This is a genomic window from Mesorhizobium sp. (genome assembly GCF_017306585.1).
Taxonomy (GTDB): Bacteria; Pseudomonadota; Alphaproteobacteria; order Rhizobiales; family Rhizobiaceae; genus Mesorhizobium.
In genome coordinates, this window is sequence record NZ_JAFKIC010000111.1 from 39,152 (window position 1) to 56,767 (window position 17,616).

Genomic DNA, 17,616 nt, shown 5'->3' on the forward strand with positions numbered 1-17,616 from the left:
CTACTCCTGCGGCCGGCCAGGTTCGAAATAGCGCCCGGGAAATTCGATGCCCATGGCGCGGAGGTCCTCGAGGAAGCGCGGCCGAATGCCGGTCGCCTCGAAGTAGCCGAGGATCCCGCCATCGGCATCCATACCGGTGCGCACGAAGCGGAAAATCTCCTGCATCTGGATGACGTCGCCCTCCATGCCGGTCACTTCGGCAACGCTGGTCACCTTGCGCTTGCCGTCGGAAAGGCGCGTCAGCTGGACGATGATGTCGATGGCGCTGGAAATCTGGCTGCGGATCGACTGCACCGTCATCGGCATGCCGGTCATGCCCAGCATCTGCTCGAGACGCGAAATCGCATCGCGCGGCGTGTTGGCGTGGATGGTCGCCATCGACCCTTCATGGCCGGTGTTCATGGCCTGCAGCATGTCGAAGGCTTCCTCGCCGCGGCACTCGCCGAGGATGACGCGGTCGGGACGCATGCGCAGCGCGTTCTTGACCAGGTCGCGCTGCTTCAACTCGCCATGGCCCTCGATATTGGCGGGACGCGTTTCCATGCGCGCCACATGCGGCTGCTGGAGCTGAAGTTCGGCAGCGTCCTCGATGGTGATCAGCCGCTCGTCTTCCGGAATGAAGGCCGACAGCGCGTTCAGCATCGTCGTCTTGCCGGTGCCGGTGCCGCCCGAAATGATCGTCGTCTTGCGGGCATGGACGGCGGCGGCCAGCACTTCGGCCATGTTCTGGGTGATGGCGCCGAATTCGACCAACCTGTGCAGGCCAAGCTTGTTCTTGGAGAATTTTCGGATCGACACCAGCGGCCCATCGACGGCAACCGGGCGGATGGCGGCGTTGAAGCGCGAGCCATCCAGCATGCGCGCGTCGACCATGGGCTGCGATTCATCGACGCGGCGGCCCACGGCGGCGACGATCTTGTTGATGATGCGCAGCAGATGCGCCTCATCCTTGAACGGGATGTGGACCTGCTGCAGCTTGCCCTTCTTTTCGATGAAACAGTTCTGATGGCCGTTGATCAGGATGTCGTTGATGTCGGGATCCTTAAGCAGCGGCTCGAGCGGACCAAGGCCGACCATCTCGTCAACGATATCGTCGACGAGCGCGTCGAGCTCGGCGGTGTTGATCGCCATCCGCTCCTGGCGGGTCTTTTCCGACACGAAGTCATGGACCTGGCGGCGCATCTCATCGCGAGGCAAACGCTCCAGCGCGACGAGGTTGATCTCCTCCAGCAACATGCGGTGGATACGCACGCGGGCGTCGAGCACCTTGTTGGCGTTCTTGGCCGGCGCGATCTCGGCTTTTGCCGGGGAAGACTTGCGGCTGGTCGGGATGATCACCGCATGATGCGCGACCGGCGTCGATTCCACGGGTCGTTGCGGTCGGGTGTCCCGGTTCTGCAGGGTGGAGAAGCGGCTGCTCATCCGGCTTTCCTCTTGAGCAGGCCCTTGCCGAGGCTGAACAGGGATCTCGACTTGCCGCCGGTCGCGACGGCTTCTTCGGGCAGGATGATCTTCTTCAGGTCGTTGACGACATTGGCGTTGGCATCGATCTCGTGCAGCGGCACACCGCGATCGACCGCCTCGCGCACCAGCCTGTAATTGTTGGCGATGCCGCCGACAAAATGCTCGCCGAGGATTTCCTGGACGTCCGCCTGCTTGATGCCATTGTCGAACATCTTCTGCTCGAACCGGTTGACGATGACGTTCGGCTTCACTTCCTTGCCCGCGGTCTCGTAGACCGCCTGGATCAGCCTTTGCGTGTGGCGCAGGCAAGGCACCGTCATTTCGGCGACGATGTAGAGCTTGTTGGACCCGAGCAGCACGGTCTCCGTCCACGGAAACCAGGTGCGCGGCATATCGATGACGACATTGTCGAAATAGGCCGAGACGAGATCCAGCATGCGCACCACGACATCGGTCTTGAAGGAGCGCATTTCGGCCGGATGGGTCGGCGCCGCCAGCACGCAAAGGCCGCTCGCATGCTTGGACAGCATCACGTCAAGCAGTTGCCGGTCGAGGCGTTCCGGCTGGTTCTCGATCTCGGTGATGTCGAAACGCGGCTCGAGGTCGAGATATTCGGCGCAGGCGCCCTGCTGGAAATTGAGATCAACCACGCAGGTCGAGGCGCCGCGCGTCACCGAGTGATGCAGCTGGAACGCGGTTTGCAGCGCCAGTGTCGTGGTGCCGACGCCGCCGGCGGCCGGCATGAAGGTGTAGATCTGCGATTCGGTGTTTTCCTCGCGGCCCGGTCCTTGCAGGGCGCGCACGACAGAGCGCACCAGATCGGCGGTGGTGATCGGCTTGACCAGGAAGTCGGCGACCTTGAGCTGCACCAGGATGCGCACGGCGGCAGCGTTGAACTCCTGGGTGACGACGACGACCGGCGCCTTGCCTTCCAGCCGGCGCATGATGCGCTGCAGCGATTCGATCTCCTCCAGCCGCGCCGCGTCCATGTCGACGATGATGACGCCGAACTCGGCTTCCTGGATCTCACCGCGCAGTTCGGTGACGTTTTTCTCCACAGTCGAAAGCTGGATGATCTCGGAAGCGGCGAAAGCCGTCCGCGTGTCCTGCACGAAGGTCCTGTCCGTCGAAACGAGCAGGATTTTCCTTGTCTTGATGCCGTTTGCCATTTTGCCAGCCTGTTGACGCAGTCGTCCCTTGGATCAGTCGGAGGTGGTCGACTGCGATGCCTTCGAAGCGGCGGCCTGATCCGCGGTAACAGGCGCCGCCGCGGGACGCTTGGCTGGCACCAGGAGCCTGGTGTTCTGGACGCCGTATTTCCAGGGATCGACCATCTGCATGGCGGTGTTGGCGGCCTGGGCGTTACCGACACCCGTGGTCACCCCTTCGCTGCGTACATAATCGTCGCTGGTGCAGCCCCCGGCGAGACCGGCAAGAAGCAGGGCGAGGCTCGATCTCAAGACCAGACGCATGGCTCTCAATCCTTCGGCAGGTCGAGGAAATGTCCGACCGTGGTGGCGGGCGCGGTCCGTGCGGTGCCGCCGTCGGCCAGCGCAAGCGCCCGACCAGCGTCCGGCGCCTTCACTTCCTCGGTGTTGTTGAGGAAATAGTCGGCATTGCTGGCCGGCTGCGTGCCATCGGTCGGCTCAACCATTTTTTTCGACGGATCGACCGGCTTGACCAGATAGGGTGTCACGAGGATGACCAAGTCGGTCTCGCGCCGCTGGTAGGATTTCGACGAGAACAGCGACCCGAGCACCGGCATCTTGCCGAGGCCCGGAATGCGCGACGTGGTGATGTCGTTCTGCGACTGCAGCAGCCCCGCGATCATGAAGCTCTGGCCATTCTTCAGATCGACCGAGGTCTTGGCGCGACGAACGGTAAAGCCCGGCACCGAAATGTTGCCGATGTTGTAGGACGCCGACGCGTCGATCGAAGAGACTTCCGGCGCGATGTCGAGACTGACCAGCCCGTCCTTGAGTACGGTCGGCGTGAAGTCCAGGCTGACGCCGTACTTCTTGTAGGTGACGGAGATTTTGCCGTTGTCCTCCGAGACCGGGATCGGGAATTCGCCGCCGGCGAGGAAGCTTGCCGTCTCGCCGGAGCGGGCGATCAGGTTGGGTTCGGCCAGCATCCGGGCCAGGCCGCGCTCCTCCAGCGCTTTGACGGCGATATCGATGGACACGCCGTTCGACAGCAGGCTGCCGATGATCTCGCCCGTACCCGCCGTCGGCACCGACGCTCCATCCGGGCTCAGCACCACGCTACGCCCGCCGATGCCGTAGGCGAAATTGGCGCTGTACTTGGCGCCCAGATCCTGCCCTGCCTGACGGTTGATCTCGACGAAGCGGACATTGAGCTGGACCTGCTGCGACGACGAGATGTTGACCGAGTTGATCACGTCCTCCTTGCCGGAGAAGCGCGTGGCGATCTGATTGGCCTTTTCGGCGGCAACCGCATCATCGGCCTCGCCCGACAGCACGACGCGGCCATTGGCCGAGCCGACCTTGATCTTGGCGTCCGGCACGCTGGCGCGGATGGTGCTTGCCAACTGGTCGGTGTCGAGCGTCACCTCGATGTCGACAGTGCCGACAAGCTGCTTCTTGTCGTCGAACAGCGCGATACCGGTCGTGCCGAGATTGTTGCCCAGCACATAGAAGGATTTGTCGGTCAGCGGGTTGACGTTGGCGATCTCCGGATCGCCGATGACGATCTGGTAGAAGGCCGCGCTGGTCACGATCGTCTTGGGCTTGCCCTTGGCGACCTTGATCGATGCATTCTTGGTCGCCGAGACATAGACGACGTCATTGTCCGCCCTGGCTACGCCGGGCAACGTGAGCACGCCGCCTACGGCCAATGAAGCCGCTATCGCCAGAGCGCCCAGGGGGCGCAGCCAGCCTGTCATTCGATATTGGGTACGCATCAGCATTGTCCCGTCCCGCCCGGTCCCCACCGGCCTTTATTTCTGGTCCCGCGCAGGAACCTGGTATTCCTCAGCCTGCGTGCCGCGCGTCACGATGACTGTCTTGAACTTCGGCTTCTCCGGCTCCTTGGTGATCGCATCGAACAGCGAGCCGGCCGCGGCCTGGGCCTTGGACGCCACCGATCCGCCGAAGGAGGAGATGGTAGTGACGCCATCCTTGCCGTCGCCACCTTCGCCGGCCGAACGAAGCGACAGCGAGAGTGTGCCGACGGTGCGGGCCAGCGCCACTTTCTGCGCGCCTTCGGTCGTCACCTCGATGGTCACGGAATTGGCGACCTGCGGCGTGGTCTGGCGCACGTCGGCGCCCTGCCCGACGGTCAGCACCCTTGCGTCGGCGACGACGATTTCGGAGGTGATGGTCGACCCGGCCGCCCCTTGGGCGTTCTTGGCCACTTCCTGGATTTCACCGGCATCGCGCGTCAGCATGACATCGACCCGATCACCCGGCGTGACGAAGCCGCCGACGCCGGCAATCTCGTCGGTGCGGATGGTGACCGCGCGCATCCCGGGGGACAGCATGTTGGAGAGCGTCGCGCGGCCGTTCGGCCCCGAGAGCTTGGTGAGCAGCACCGGCTCGTTGACATCGATCGGCGACAGCACCACGCGGTTGCCGTCGCCAAGCAACGCGTCGACGGTGGCAAAGGCGCCCTGCGGCAGGGAATCCTGCGGCCAGGGAATTTCGCTGAGCTTGGCGCGGTCGAGTTCCATGCCGTAACGCAACGGCGCGTTCGCCACGACGATGGTCTTGAACTCTACCTTTGGCGGCGCCGGAGCGGCGATCGACGCCGTCCTCTCTTCGCCGTTGGCCCTGGCCTGGCTCTTGACCCAGAAATCCGCGGCAAAGATCGAGATCGCGCCGAAAACGGCGGCGATGCCGATCATCGTTATGGCCTTGCCCCTCACGCCGAAACCCCTGATGCCCGTAATTTCTTGTTATGTGAGGCTCACGCTAGGCCGGTTTGTTAAAGAATCAGGAATCCAGAAGGCCGACGGCGGACCTATTTCCGCCCGCTTGGTTATCGAATGGTTTTAGGATAAGAGGGGCTAAATCCCCGAACGTAACAGGAACCTCCGTCGCTTGGCGCTGAAAAGCGTGGCAGTATCGGCGGGTGATTCGCAGCACCGGACCCTATGGCAGGCATGGACGACAACAACGATCTCTTCGGCAATATGGACAAGCAGCCGCAGCCCGTTCGCACCCCGGCGCGCCCTGCCGATCCGCTGGTCCAGGCGGCGGCCAAACGCCCCGCCGCGAGCCGTGACGGCTCCGAAGGCTACAGTGCCGCCGACATCGAGGTGCTGGAAGGCCTGGAGCCGGTGCGCCGGCGGCCGGGCATGTATATCGGCGGCACCGACGACAAGGCCATGCACCACCTGTTCGCCGAGGTCATCGACAATTCGATGGACGAGGCGGTTGCCGGCCACGCCACCTTCATCGATGTCGAGCTGTCGGCCGACGGCTTCCTGACCGTCACCGACAATGGCCGCGGCATCCCGGTCGATCCGCACCCGAAGTTCAAGAAGCCGGCGCTCGAAGTGATCATGACGACGCTGCATTCGGGCGGCAAATTCGATTCCAAGGTCTATGAAACGTCGGGCGGTCTGCACGGCGTCGGCGTCTCCGTCGTCAACGCGTTGTCCGACCATCTCGAGGTCGAAGTGGCGCGCGGCCGCCAGCTCTACCGCCAGCGCTTTTCGCGCGGCATACCGGTGAGCGGCCTGGAGCATCTTGGCGAGGTGCATAATCGCCGCGGCACAAGGACCCGCTTCCACCCCGACGAGCAGATTTTCGGCAAGGGCGCAGCCTTCGAACCGGCGCGGCTCTATCGCATGACGCGTTCGAAGGCCTATCTGTTCGGCGGCGTCGAAATCCGCTGGACCTGCGATCCATCGCTGATCAAGGACAAAGATCCGACGCCGGCCAAGGCCGAGTTCCATTTCCCGGGCGGCCTGAAGGATTATCTGAAAGCCACGCTGGGCGACGAGTTCCAGGTCACGCGCGAGGTGTTCGCCGGCAAGAGCGACAAGCAGGGCGGCCATGGCTCGCTCGAATGGGCGGTCACCTGGTTCGGCGGCGACGGCTTCATCAATTCCTACTGCAACACCATCCCGACCGGAGAAGGCGGCACGCATGAGGCCGGGTTCCGCAACGTGCTGACGCGCGGCCTGCGCGCCTATGCCGAACTGGTGGGCAACAAGCGCGCCTCGATCGTCACCTCGGAAGACGTGATGATCTCGGCCGCCGGCATGCTGTCGGTGTTCATCCGCGAACCGGAATTCGTCGGCCAGACCAAGGACAGGCTGGCGACCATCGAGGCGATGCGCATCGTCGAGACCGCGATCCGCGATCCATTCGACCACTGGCTGGCCGACAACCCGCAAGAGGCCTCGAAGCTGCTCGAATGGGTGATCGCGCGCGCCGATGAGCGCGTGCGCCGCCGCCAGGAGAAGGAAGTCTCGCGCAAGAGCGCGGTGCGCAAGCTGCGCCTGCCGGGCAAGCTCGCGGACTGCACGCAGAATGCCGCGGCCGGGGCCGAGCTCTTCATCGTCGAAGGCGACTCGGCCGGCGGCTCGGCCAAGCAGGCGCGCGACCGCGCCAGCCAGGCGGTGCTGCCGCTGCGCGGCAAGATCCTCAACGTCGCCAGCGCCGGCAACGACAAGCTGGCCGCCAATCAGCAGATATCAGACCTGATCCAGGCGCTCGGCTGCGGCACTAGATCGAAGTACCGCGACGAGGATCTGCGCTACGACCGCGTGATCATCATGACCGACGCCGACGTCGACGGCGCCCACATCGCTTCGCTACTGATCACCTTCTTCTATCAGGAGATGCCGGGCCTGGTCCGTGGCGGCCATCTCTATATGGCGGTGCCGCCGCTCTATTCGATCCGGCAGGGCGGCAAGGTCGGCTATGCCCGTGACGATGCGCACAAGGACGAACTTCTGCGCACCGAGTTCACCGGGCGCGGCAAGGTCGAGATCGGCCGTTTCAAGGGCCTGGGCGAAATGATGGCCTCGCAGCTCAAGGAAACCACCATGGATCCGAGGAAGCGCACATTGCTCAGGGTCGATGTGATCGACGCCGAGGCCGCGACCAAGGACGCGGTCGACGCGCTGATGGGCACCAAGCCGGAAGCCCGCTTCCGCTTCATCCAGGAACGCGCCGAATTCGCCGAGACGGAAGTGCTGGATATCTAGCCGCCTGCCGGTCCATAACAAGCTCAACCCCGCGGAGACGAGCATGTGACCGGCGCACGGCTGAAAGCCTATTTCGAGACCAGCCTGGCCGGGTTGACGCAACCGACGCGCTCAGACTGGATTTTCGCCCTGCGAACCGTTTCGGCCGGCCTGATCGCATTGCTGGTTGCCTACGCGCTGAAGCTCGACCATCCGCAGTGGGCGATGATGACGGTGTTCATCGTCGCCCAGCCCGTTGCCGGCATGGTGCTGGCGAAAGGCTTCTACCGGCTGCTTGGCACGCTTGCCGGCGGCGTCGCGGCGATCGGCATCACAACGGTTTTCGGCACCAGTCCATGGGTGCTGGTGACGGTGCTTGCGATCTGGATCGGCATCTGCACCTTCGTCTCGTCACTGCTGCGCAATCCGGAAGCCTATGGCGCCGCGCTTGCCGGCTATACCGCGATGATCATCGGCCTGCCCGCCTTCGGCCAACCCCATCTGGTGGTCGACCTCGCGGTCGCGCGCTGCGCCGAGATCGTGCTGGGCATCGTGTGCGCCGGGCTGACCAGCCGGCTGATCCTACCCAAGCTTGCCAGCGACGCCATCATCTCGCGGCTGAAACGCTGCATCATCGATCTCGCCACCTACGCCGGCGGCGCGTTTTCGGGCGGCGATCGGGCGACGCTCATCGGCCTGCACCGCAAGCTTGTCGCCGACACCCAGACACTTGGCGAGATGCGCGCCTATGCCCGGCTCGAGGCACCAAGCTTCGCGCCGCGCTCCCACCCGGTGAGGCGCACCATCGGCCAGCTTCTTTCCGCCCTGTCGGCAGCGCGCGCGCTCTATTCCCATGCCGCCCCAAAGAACGCCGCGCTCATTCCGGTGCGCAGCGAATTGCACATACTGGTCAGTGAATTGGCGGCCAAACCGGGTGCATTGGATGACACAGCGCCCTGGGTGGAACGGCTTGATGCGATCGCGGCCAAGGCCAGGCAATTGCCCGATGCCGCCGCCGACCAAGGCGACGACAGGGTCGGCACCATCACCCGCCTGACCATCGCCGCCGATTTCGCCGAGGCGCTCAAACAGGTGCTGCGCGGTCTGGATGCCTTGCGCGCGCCGGCCACACGCCGCCCAGGCCCCGGCAGCCGGCAACCCGCGCTGGTGGTGCATCGCGACTATCCCGGCGCCACCCGCAATGCCATCCGCGCCGCCCTTGCCACGCTGCTGGTCGCCGCCTTCTGGCTGACGACGAAATGGTCGGAAGCAGCCGGCACCGTCATTCTCGTCGCCGTCGTGTCGAGCCTGTTCGCCGCGCGCCCCGACCCAGTGCAGGTGTCCTGGGGATTCTTCAAGGGAACGTTGATCGCCCTGCCCTTTGCCTTTCTCGTCGGGCAGATCGCGCTTCCCGCTCTGCCCGGCTTCGGCTGGTTCATGCTTTTTGTCGTGCCCATCATGGTGCCGGCTGCCCTTGCCATGGCAAATCCTCGCTATGTCGGCGTGGCGACGGCCTTCGCCATCAACTTCCTCGCTTTCCTCAGCCCGCATCAGGCGATGACCTACGCGCCAGGCCCGTTCTTCGCCGGCTCGGCATCGATCCTGGTCGGCATCCTGCTGGCGATCGGCGTGTTCATCGTCGTGTTGCCAGCCGATCCCTGGCTCGCGGCCAACCGCATCGTGCGCGCCATGCGCGAGGACCTGGCGCGGCTTTGCCTGCATGAGCGTGTGCCCAGGCGTTCGGCCTTCGAGAGCCTGGCCTATGACCGGGTCAACCAGTTGATGCCGCTGGTGCAGAATTCAGGCCGAACCGGCGAAGCGGTTCTGGGCGGCGGCGTCGCCGCCGTCACGGTCGGCCTGGAGATCCTGCGGTTGCGCGGTGCGAGCCTGAACCATGCCATCCCGTCCGAAACGGCGCTTTCGGTCGCCAATTTCCTGAGAGGGCTGGCGCGCGAATTGCTGTTTCGAGCCCCCGGCGACCCTCAGACTGCGACCATCGCCGTCGCCCGACAGTATGCGGCCAGCATAGCCCAGCGAAACGCCACGGGCGATATGTTGCAGATCGCGGCCTCGCTGCGCATCATCGCCGCGGCAATGGAGGATTTTCCGGATTTTTTTGCAAAAGATCGGGGTTAGGCTGGACATTTCGCCAGATCAATCAACGGCATCGAGTGACAAGTTTCTATGGATAAAAATACTCCGTAGAATCCGTCGGCCGAGACGCAATTCCATCGGGATGTTTCTGGCCATACATCGATTTTGATTCAAGCAATACGATCACAAAAATCACGTTGCTGAAAATATAAATACATAAAGAGTAACATTCATTATTTTCTCTGTTTTTTGCTAAAATGACATACATCTCCATCGACGTGACCAAGATTCCGGCCTATCGTTCAACGGTCGCTGGGGGCGCGGCCCACAGAATAGATGGGTCTGTGAAAGGGGCGGAAAATGCGAATTTATACAGTGCTACTCGCACTATTTGGAATAGCCATTGCCACCGGCCTCGCGCAGGGAGCTTCAATCGCCAAATTACCTCGAGACGCCAAACAGGACGTCGCCAACATTGTCGAAACGCCAAAGAAAGTTGTCAAACGCGAGTCTGACAACACCTATCGGGTCGACTTTAAATGCGAACCAAGAAAACCACTCGCCGGAGAGACTACGATCGGCCTTTTCTTCAGGAGCACAACCATTGCCACTCAAACTATTATCGTATCAACGTCACTACCAGCGTTAAAGGCAGACGGAAAAAGCGTTGATCTTCCCGCTGCCGCTGACATTAAAATCGCCGTTCCGATATACTCCGTCAACAGTCTGTCCTCTGTAAACAACACTAAATGCGATAATTCATTCTACATAGCAGGCGCGGCAGATCTGTCCTTGGTTTCGATAGTAACCCTCGGGAAGTCAGATTCCCCGTCTGCGTTCTATAAGACACTTATGGCTGGGATCGACATAATTCCTCCACTCTTTTCCCTCTTCTCTGGAGTTGACCTGCCCAAAAATGTCGCCGACACTCTAACCAAAGTAGACAGGCTCGACGCTCCCTACGGAGCGTTGCTAGCTACGCTGTCAACTGGCGCAAACCAAGCGATATCGCGTCCACTCCGCGTCGGCAGATATACTGTGCTCACAGCGTTCAGCAAAGTGACAGTCGACATTTACCCTATCGCGTCCATGGTTCTTGACGACCGCTTCCGTACAGACTTTTCCGCATCATTGAAGACCGCGGGCACCAGTATATCGGCCACGGACGATCCTGACGCAACAAGGTCGAAAGTCGATGGTGCAGTTGACGATCTCGGTTTCCACAGCACCGCTGATCACGCCTTCGCGCTCTTCCTTCTGGCGCGGCGGGCCGGCCTCCACGACGAAGGGATGATGAAGACACTGGGCAAGGAGTATGCTGCGGCGATCGCGGAGTTCCCGCCGAAGATTCGGAAGCTTTTTAAGGGCATGGCAGCCATCAATGCCGATTCGGTGGCAGACGTGTTTTCAAGTGCGCCCGACAACGACTTGCCGGACGTGAAACAGCCTGCCCCGGACAGGGTTCAGAATGTGGCTTACCAAGTCATCGCCGTCCTCAGTGCCTATGGCCGGGCCGATCCAGAGCCCGCTACACCGCGCGCTACTCTAGTCAAGGCGCTGGCGCCGACCGGGTTGATCCATGACTTGACGACGGCCAATCTTCTACAGGAAGGGAGCAAAGTCGTACCGGCAGCAGACTTGGCCAAGACCTTACGTGCGCTGGGTTTTCGCCGCTTTGGTTGCCAGGTTCCGACGGATGACCAGACTATCAAGCGGAGCGTCGACGGAGCTGGATGGACGTTCCTTGCCTTCAAGGTTGAAGCCAAGGCAACTGCCGCAAAGGCGGCTGATGCCTATGCCATTCGTGTTCTCTTTGACAAATCAAAGGTTGCGGCTCTTCGAATATTCGATGACCCAAAGGCCTATGTGATCCCCGTTCTCGTCGCGCAAAGCTATAGTTGCGCGAGTTTGCAAATCAGCCCGCCTCCCAAGACCTGAAAGCCCTCTTGAGAAGGCGAGCGCAGATCATCACCTACATCCTGTCGTCTGCGGCACTGGGTCGCTATCGACGCCTTTACGCCGCGGCTATCGCCAGAGCATGGCCGCGCGCATTCTCGCGCAGTGCATCGAGATGGATCGACTTGACCAGGGCGGCGAGGTCGCCTTCGGCGGATTGCCCACCCAATTCCTTCAGCATCAGCCACGTGACTTCCTGCACGCCAGCGACGCGCTTGCCATTGGCAACCTCGCGCCAGATCTTCAGCGCCCGCAGGATGATCGCATGCGTTCCGGCAGCCAGGCCCGCATTGCGAAACAGCGCCTGCAGGGCAACGTCGTGTCCGCCGGCCAGCAGCGCCCGCACCCGCTGTTCCGACTGCTGACCGAGCACGACCAGCGTGGAGCCGAAGAAATCCACTTTGCCATGCGCGATGGTGCGGATGAGGAAGCTCGCGGTGAGATCGCCGCGCAGCCTCAGATGCTCGATCAGTGCGGCATGTTCTTCCTGGCGCGTGCCCTCAATGAGGGTCACCGATGCCTTGATGCAGGCATCGCGCATGACGCGTTCGGCGCGCGCGGCGCCCATGAGCGCCATCACCAGCGGCGAGGTCTTCAATGTCTCGCCAAGCTTTACCAGCAGCATATGGCGGCAGTCGGCAGGCAGCCTGACATCGGATATCAGCGCCTCGCGCACCAGCGGCAAGTGCCCATGCCGTTCGGCCATGCGGCGGAAACTCAGGGAAGCGATGTCGGCCCCGCTGTTGCCGAGCAGCACGGCGCAGGCTTCGGCCTCGCCGATCTCGGCGATGGCCGCCGAAAGCGCCATCGAGACGAGCGGGCGGTCGGCGATCAGCTTCTGCGTCGCCTTCTGGCTTGCCGCGACGCGATTGATCAGGTCGGCGTCGGTAAGCAGCGGCGAGCGCGCCAGAACGACACCGGCGACTTCCGGCTGGTCGGCGGCGAGCGCGCTGATGATCTGCAAGGGCGCGTGGTGGCTCATCGACAGCGCTTCGGCCATTGCCAGACGCACTTTCGACGAGGCGTCGTCCAGGAGCAGCGTCAATGCCGCTTCGGCGGCGCAGCGGTCCTCGAACGGCAGTTCGGAATTGACATAGGCCCGGGCCAGCGCGTTGGCCGCGGCGGCGCGCTCCGAGACCCTGGCCGTGTAGATCCATTTCAGGAAATGCGAAACAACAACCATGCCTGTCTGCTTATGCCCCTTGCCGGATGGTTTCCGGCCCCGGTGATGACGGTAGGCAGAAATGGTTTACGAACGGTTCACCATGTTCATTAACTGGCTTGCGAGCCAGGTTTGCAACGCCTATCAACCGTCAACCAGCGGAGGAGAGACAGACATGGCAGGGCTATATCTCGAGGAATTCGTCGTCGGCCATGTCTTCCAGCATACGCTGCGCAAGACCGTGACCGAGAGCGACAACATGCTGTTTTCGGTGATGACGCTGAACCCGCAGCCATTGCACATCGACTTCGATTTCGCCGCCAAGAGCGAATGGGGCAAGCCACTGGTCAACTCGCTGTTCACGCTGGGGCTGATGATCGGCATCTCGGTCAACGACATCACCGTCGGCACGACGGTGGCCAATCTCGGCATGAAGGAAACCGTGTTTCCACACCCGGTGTTCCACGGCGACACCGTCAGGATCGAAACAACCGTTGTCTCGGTACGGGAGTCCAAATCGAAGCCCGATCGCGGCATCGTCGAGTTCGAGCACCGCGCCTATAACCAGAACGACGTTCTCGTCGCCAAATGCACGAGGCAGGCGATGATGCTGAAGAAGGCTGCCTGATGCGTTCGTTGCTGTTTGTTCCCGGCGATTCCGAGCGAAAGCTGGAGAAAGGTTTTGCCGCCGGCGCCGACGTGGTGATCGTCGATCTCGAGGACTCCGTGGCCCCGCAGAACAAGGCAGCCGCGCGCGACATCGCGGCGCGCTTCATCGTTGAACGCCGCGGCCAAACGCGTTCGGCTATTTATGTCAGGGTCAACGATCTTTCGACCGGGCTTACGGACAATGACCTCGCCGCTCTCGTTCCGGCGAAGCCGGACGGGATCATGCTGCCGAAATCCAACAGCGGCCAGGATGTCCAGCAGCTTGCCGCGAAGTTGAGGGTGCGCGAGGCCGAAAACGGCCTGGCCGATGGCGTGACAAAAATCCTGCCGATCATCACTGAAACCCCGGCCGGTGTGCTTGCCGCTGCGACCTATGCCGGCACGAGTGCGCGGCTCGCCGGCCTCACCTGGGGCGCCGAAGACCTGTCCGCGGCGATCGGGGCACGCTCCGCCCGCGACGGGCAGGGTCGTTACACCGATGTCTTCCGCCTCGCCCGCACCATGACCATTCTCGCCGCCGGGGCGGCGGAGGTCGCGGCGATCGACACCGTGTTCCCCGGCTTCAGAGACATGGCCGCCTTTTCCGCCGAGTGCACCGAGGCCGAACGGGACGGTTTCACCGGCAAGATGGCGATCCACCCCGACCAGGTGCCGGTCATCAATGCAGCCTTCACGCCCTCATCCGAAGCCGTGCAACAGTCGGCGTCCATCGTCGCGGCGTTCAAGGCGGCGGGAAATCCCGGCGTCGTCGGCATCGACGGCAAGATGTACGACCGCCCGCATCTGCGGCTGGCGGAAAGGCTTTTGGCGCGCGCCAGGGTGGCGGGAGTTTTCGCCTAGACGCAAGGCGCGCTCAGCGCGGCCACTACGGCAAGGTTGGGCGAACGGCGAATTCGCCTAGCAGGGCGTTGTCGAAAAGTATCACTCGGCATAAGTGAGTCGTGAACCGCCCTTCAGGAGCGATCCATGAGCAGTTCTCAGATGGAGAAATATGTCTGGGCCTCGGTCCTATATTATACATTGGCCGTGGTCGCATCCGTGGCCACGGTGTCTATTGGAATCGTTGATGGCCTCTGGGGACTTGTTGCGTTATTCGGATACCTCGTACTGATTATATCTCTCAATGCATGGCGGCTCAGAAGGCATCCAAGAAGCGCCTATCAGCTAAACTCAGCCAAACAGTTGCCCGACAGATAATCATCAAGTTTGCGGGAAACGCTTCGCTATCTTCATAGCTGAGGTAATCCTCCGTGCGGGCCAGGCTCGTACGGCAGACGGGAATTAGCCTTCGAACACTACCAGACAAGCGGGATCAGACGGTAGCGGACATTGGATGCATAGTCCTCATAGCCGCGCAGGCCGGCGCGCAGCGTTTTCTCCTCGATGAAGGTGCGCATGGCCAGCAGAACGATGAACACGACCACCGATGCCAGCCCCCACCAAGAACCAAGCAGCAGTGCCGTCCCGGCGAAGAAGAGGATGGCGCCGGCATACATGGGATGGCGGACATAGGCGTAAGGGCCGGTGCTGATCACATGCTGCCCGCGCTCGTCCTGTATTTTCACGACGGGCGCGGCAAAGCTGTTCTCCAGCATCGTCAGGTAGCAGAGCCAGATGCCGACCAGCAGCACCAAAGCGCCGATGACCTGCACCCAGACGGGAACCGCCGACCAGCCGAAACGGAAGTCCAGTCCAATCAATGCCTGCCAGCCGAAGATGGCGAGCAGCAGCACCGACAGCAGCACCTTGTCGGCCGCCGTTTGATTCTTCTGGATGGGAGGGCTCAGCCGCTCCTTCATCAGGCCGGGATCGCGCCGCGACAGCGCCACGCCAAGGCTGAGGCTGAGCCCCACCATCAGGACCAGATAGGCCCATGCGGCTGGCCAGTGCAGTGTGCCGGCCGACAGAAAGAGCAAGGTGCCCATGAGGCCGAACCAGATGAACGTCTGAAGGATCAGTTTCGCGATCATGATCGACTTTCCACGATATGCCGCCGCCGGCATTGGCTGAATTAGACCACCGGTCTGTTATACCGACCATTGGTCTACAATTCAAGCGAGCCGCCGGAATGGCTGGACGAAAGCGGCCATCGCGTGCAGAAGGTTTCGTCATGCCCCGTGTGATCAAGCATCCGGAACTACGGCGAGAAGAACTTCTGGACCATGCCCAGGCGCTGTTCCTGACGCAGGGCTACGACCGGGCGAGCCTGAACGATGTCATAGCGTCCGCCGGCATCTCGAAGGGCGCCTTCTATCACTATTTTGCCTCCAAGGAGGCCCTGCTGGAGGCGTTGGCCGATCGTTTCGCGAAACAGGCGATGGCCGGTGTCCAGCACATATCGGGCGACCCCGGCCTCGATTCGCTTGGCCGCCTGAATAGCCTGCTCGCCCAGTCGCGGCGGGCCAAGATCGATACCGCGCCGGAGGCCTGGGCCCTTTTCGAGACGATATTCCGGCCAGAGAATCTGGTGCTTTTCCACCGCATCAACCTGGCAGCGAGCGCATCGTTTACACCCTTGCTGGTCAGGATCATCCGGCAAGGTGTCGAGGACGGCACCTTCAAGACCTTCGATCCGGAGGGTGTCGCCGACATCGTCATGCAGTTCGGCATGGCCACGCACGATGTCGTGGCCAAGGCGATAAACGGCGGCGATGCCGACATGGAGGTTGCGATTGAAGCCCTGGAAAGACGCGTCAGGCTCTACGAGATCGCTCTCGACCGCATACTCGGCCTCCCCGACGGAAGCATCCGGATCAGTGAAGCCGGTTATGTCAGGGCCGTCATGACCGCCCGGCGGCGACAAGACGCCGGCAAGATAGGATGACCAAGTCCGGACCCTAATCCTTGCCCCAGCGAGGCCGGCGCATCGAAAAGACCTCGTCGACGCTGGCATAGTCCATGTAGCCGAGGCGGGCGACGTTGCCGGCCTTGGTAATGTCGAACAGGCCGTCCTTCAGGAAGGCATCGTCGATATGCACCCCGACCACCTCGCCGGCGACGACGACGGCGCTGGTCGGCGCTCCGTCCAGTCCCTTGGGGCGAAAGACCTCCGTCACCCTGCATTCGAGTGCCGCGGGCGCCGCCGCCACGCGCGGCGGACGCACCAGACGCGACGGCGCCATGGCAAGGTCGGCATAGGTGAACTCGTTGATGCCGCGCGGCGCATTGACCGAGGTGTAGTTCATCTTCTCTGCAAGATCGCGGCTGACCAGATTGGCGACGAACTCGCCGGTTTCCAGCGCGAAGGAGGCACTATCCTTCTCGCCCTCCGAGGAAAACCAGACAATGAAGGGGCGCGTCGAAACGGCATTGAAGAAGGAGTACGGTGCGATGTTGATCTCGCCCGCCTTGTTCAATGTCGATATCCAGCCGATCGGGCGCGGCGCCACGATCGCTTTCGACGGATCGTGCGGCAGGCCATGCCCCTTGGACGGCTCGTAGAACATTCAGCCCGCCCAGGGCCCGGTATAATCGGCGTAGAGCTTGGCGGGATCGGGCCTCGGGCGTTCCGGCGCCGGCCCGGCGTAGGAGCCGATGTGAATGAAGCCGACGACGCGTTCCTGCGGCGCCAGCCCGAGTATCGCCCTGCCCTCCGCAACATCGGAATACCAGTTGCTGATCATGTTGGTGCCATAGCCCAGCGCATTGGCTGATATCATCAGGTTCATGGCCGCCATGCCGCCCGACAGGAACATTTCCCATTGCGGGATCTTCGGGCTCTCCTTCGGTACCGACACTACCCCGATCACCAGCGGCGCCCGCGAGAACCGCGCCAGCTCCTGGTTGCGGCGGCCTTCGGGCAACGGGCCTTCCCGCTGTTCGGCGAGTTCGGCCAGCTTCTTGCCGATCTCGACGCGGACATCACCGCGATAGAGGATGAAGCGCCAGGGTTCGAGCCGGCCATGATCAGGCACCCTTGTAGCGGCCGCGATCATCGTCGCGACATCGGCATCGCTCGGTGCCGGCTCCTTGAGTTCGGGAATCGGCGCGGAATTGCGGGTCAGCAGGAAGTCGATGATCGGCCACGCCATGGGCGCAAGTCTCCTAGACACTCGGTTTTGAGCTGAAGCGCACCATCGGGAATTCGGGCGGCTCGGGCAAAGGCGCGAAA

At 62.5% G+C, this 17,616-nt stretch carries 15 protein-coding genes; 6 read left to right on the forward strand and 9 right to left on the reverse strand.

Features of this window, described 5'->3' with window-relative positions:
• The 5 genes from J0I79_RS06355 to cpaB are packed head-to-tail and all read right to left on the reverse strand — an operon-like array spanning nucleotide 1 to nucleotide 5,350.
• Nucleotides 1-1,422 carry a CpaF family protein gene (locus tag J0I79_RS06355; protein ID WP_292855794.1) on the reverse strand — a complete coding sequence of 474 codons (1,422 nt, stop codon included), beginning with the start codon at nucleotides 1,420-1,422 and terminating at the stop codon, nucleotides 1-3.
• Nucleotides 1,419-2,633, reverse strand: a complete 1,215-nt coding sequence (locus J0I79_RS06360; protein WP_292855795.1) for a response regulator/pilus assembly protein — start codon at nucleotides 2,631-2,633, stop codon at nucleotides 1,419-1,421. Before J0I79_RS06360 ends, J0I79_RS06355 begins: the two co-directional genes overlap by 4 nt.
• A gap of 33 nt (nucleotides 2,634-2,666) precedes the next feature.
• Nucleotides 2,667-2,936: a hypothetical protein gene (locus J0I79_RS06365; RefSeq protein WP_292855796.1), complete on the reverse strand. Its 270-nt coding sequence runs from the start codon at nucleotides 2,934-2,936 to the stop codon at nucleotides 2,667-2,669.
• Nucleotides 2,937-2,941: 5 nt separating this feature from the next.
• Complete coding sequence (locus tag J0I79_RS06370) at nucleotides 2,942-4,393, reverse strand: type II and III secretion system protein family protein (protein ID WP_292855797.1); 1,452 nt, start codon at nucleotides 4,391-4,393, stop codon at nucleotides 2,942-2,944.
• 30 nt (nucleotides 4,394-4,423) lie between these two features.
• Nucleotides 4,424-5,350 (reverse strand): Flp pilus assembly protein CpaB, encoded by a 927-nt coding sequence (gene cpaB / locus J0I79_RS06375; RefSeq protein ID WP_292855798.1) that lies wholly within the window; start codon nucleotides 5,348-5,350, stop codon nucleotides 4,424-4,426.
• Between the two features lie 237 nt (nucleotides 5,351-5,587).
• Here cpaB and parE point away from each other — a divergent pair, with 237 nt between their 5' ends.
• From parE to J0I79_RS06390, 3 genes are all read left to right on the forward strand, one after another.
• Nucleotides 5,588-7,645: a DNA topoisomerase IV subunit B gene (gene parE / locus J0I79_RS06380; RefSeq protein WP_292855799.1), complete on the forward strand. Its 2,058-nt coding sequence runs from the start codon at nucleotides 5,588-5,590 to the stop codon at nucleotides 7,643-7,645.
• Nucleotides 7,646-7,690: 45 nt separating this feature from the next.
• Nucleotides 7,691-9,760 (forward strand): FUSC family protein, encoded by a 2,070-nt coding sequence (locus tag J0I79_RS06385; protein WP_292855800.1) that lies wholly within the window; start codon nucleotides 7,691-7,693, stop codon nucleotides 9,758-9,760.
• A 318-nt stretch (nucleotides 9,761-10,078) separates the two neighbouring features.
• Nucleotides 10,079-11,656, forward strand: a complete 1,578-nt coding sequence (locus J0I79_RS06390; protein WP_292855801.1) for a hypothetical protein — start codon at nucleotides 10,079-10,081, stop codon at nucleotides 11,654-11,656.
• A gap of 76 nt (nucleotides 11,657-11,732) precedes the next feature.
• Here the strand turns inward: J0I79_RS06390 and J0I79_RS06395 are convergent, their stop codons facing one another.
• Complete coding sequence (locus J0I79_RS06395; RefSeq protein ID WP_292855802.1) at nucleotides 11,733-12,857, reverse strand: DUF2336 domain-containing protein; 1,125 nt, start codon at nucleotides 12,855-12,857, stop codon at nucleotides 11,733-11,735.
• 154 nt (nucleotides 12,858-13,011) lie between these two features.
• Between J0I79_RS06395 and J0I79_RS06400 the strand changes: the two genes are divergently transcribed.
• Together J0I79_RS06400 and J0I79_RS06405 are read left to right on the forward strand one after the other, a co-directional pair.
• Nucleotides 13,012-13,464 carry a MaoC family dehydratase gene (locus tag J0I79_RS06400; RefSeq protein ID WP_292855803.1) on the forward strand — a complete coding sequence of 151 codons (453 nt, stop codon included), beginning with the start codon at nucleotides 13,012-13,014 and terminating at the stop codon, nucleotides 13,462-13,464.
• Entirely contained in the window at nucleotides 13,464-14,345 is an 882-nt protein-coding gene (locus J0I79_RS06405) for a CoA ester lyase (RefSeq protein WP_292855804.1), read from the forward strand. Before J0I79_RS06400 ends, J0I79_RS06405 begins: the two co-directional genes overlap by 1 nt.
• 455 nt (nucleotides 14,346-14,800) lie before the next feature.
• Here J0I79_RS06405 and J0I79_RS06410 read toward each other — a convergent pair whose 3' ends face one another.
• A complete protein-coding gene (locus J0I79_RS06410; protein ID WP_292855805.1) occupies nucleotides 14,801-15,475 on the reverse strand; it encodes an isoprenylcysteine carboxylmethyltransferase family protein in 675 nt (224 codons plus the stop codon).
• Nucleotides 15,476-15,615: 140 nt separating this feature from the next.
• On the opposite strand from J0I79_RS06410, the gene J0I79_RS06415 reads away from it, so the two are divergent.
• Nucleotides 15,616-16,329, forward strand: a complete 714-nt coding sequence (locus tag J0I79_RS06415; RefSeq protein WP_292855806.1) for a TetR/AcrR family transcriptional regulator — start codon at nucleotides 15,616-15,618, stop codon at nucleotides 16,327-16,329.
• A gap of 13 nt (nucleotides 16,330-16,342) precedes the next feature.
• Here J0I79_RS06415 and J0I79_RS06420 read toward each other — a convergent pair whose 3' ends face one another.
• Both J0I79_RS06420 and J0I79_RS06425 read right to left on the reverse strand, forming a co-directional pair.
• Nucleotides 16,343-16,951, reverse strand: coding sequence for a flavin reductase family protein (locus J0I79_RS06420; protein ID WP_292855807.1), 609 nt, complete (start codon nucleotides 16,949-16,951; stop codon nucleotides 16,343-16,345).
• Nucleotides 16,952-17,536 (reverse strand): nitroreductase, encoded by a 585-nt coding sequence (locus tag J0I79_RS06425; RefSeq protein ID WP_292855808.1) that lies wholly within the window; start codon nucleotides 17,534-17,536, stop codon nucleotides 16,952-16,954.
• Nucleotides 17,537-17,616: the final 80 nt, after the last annotated feature.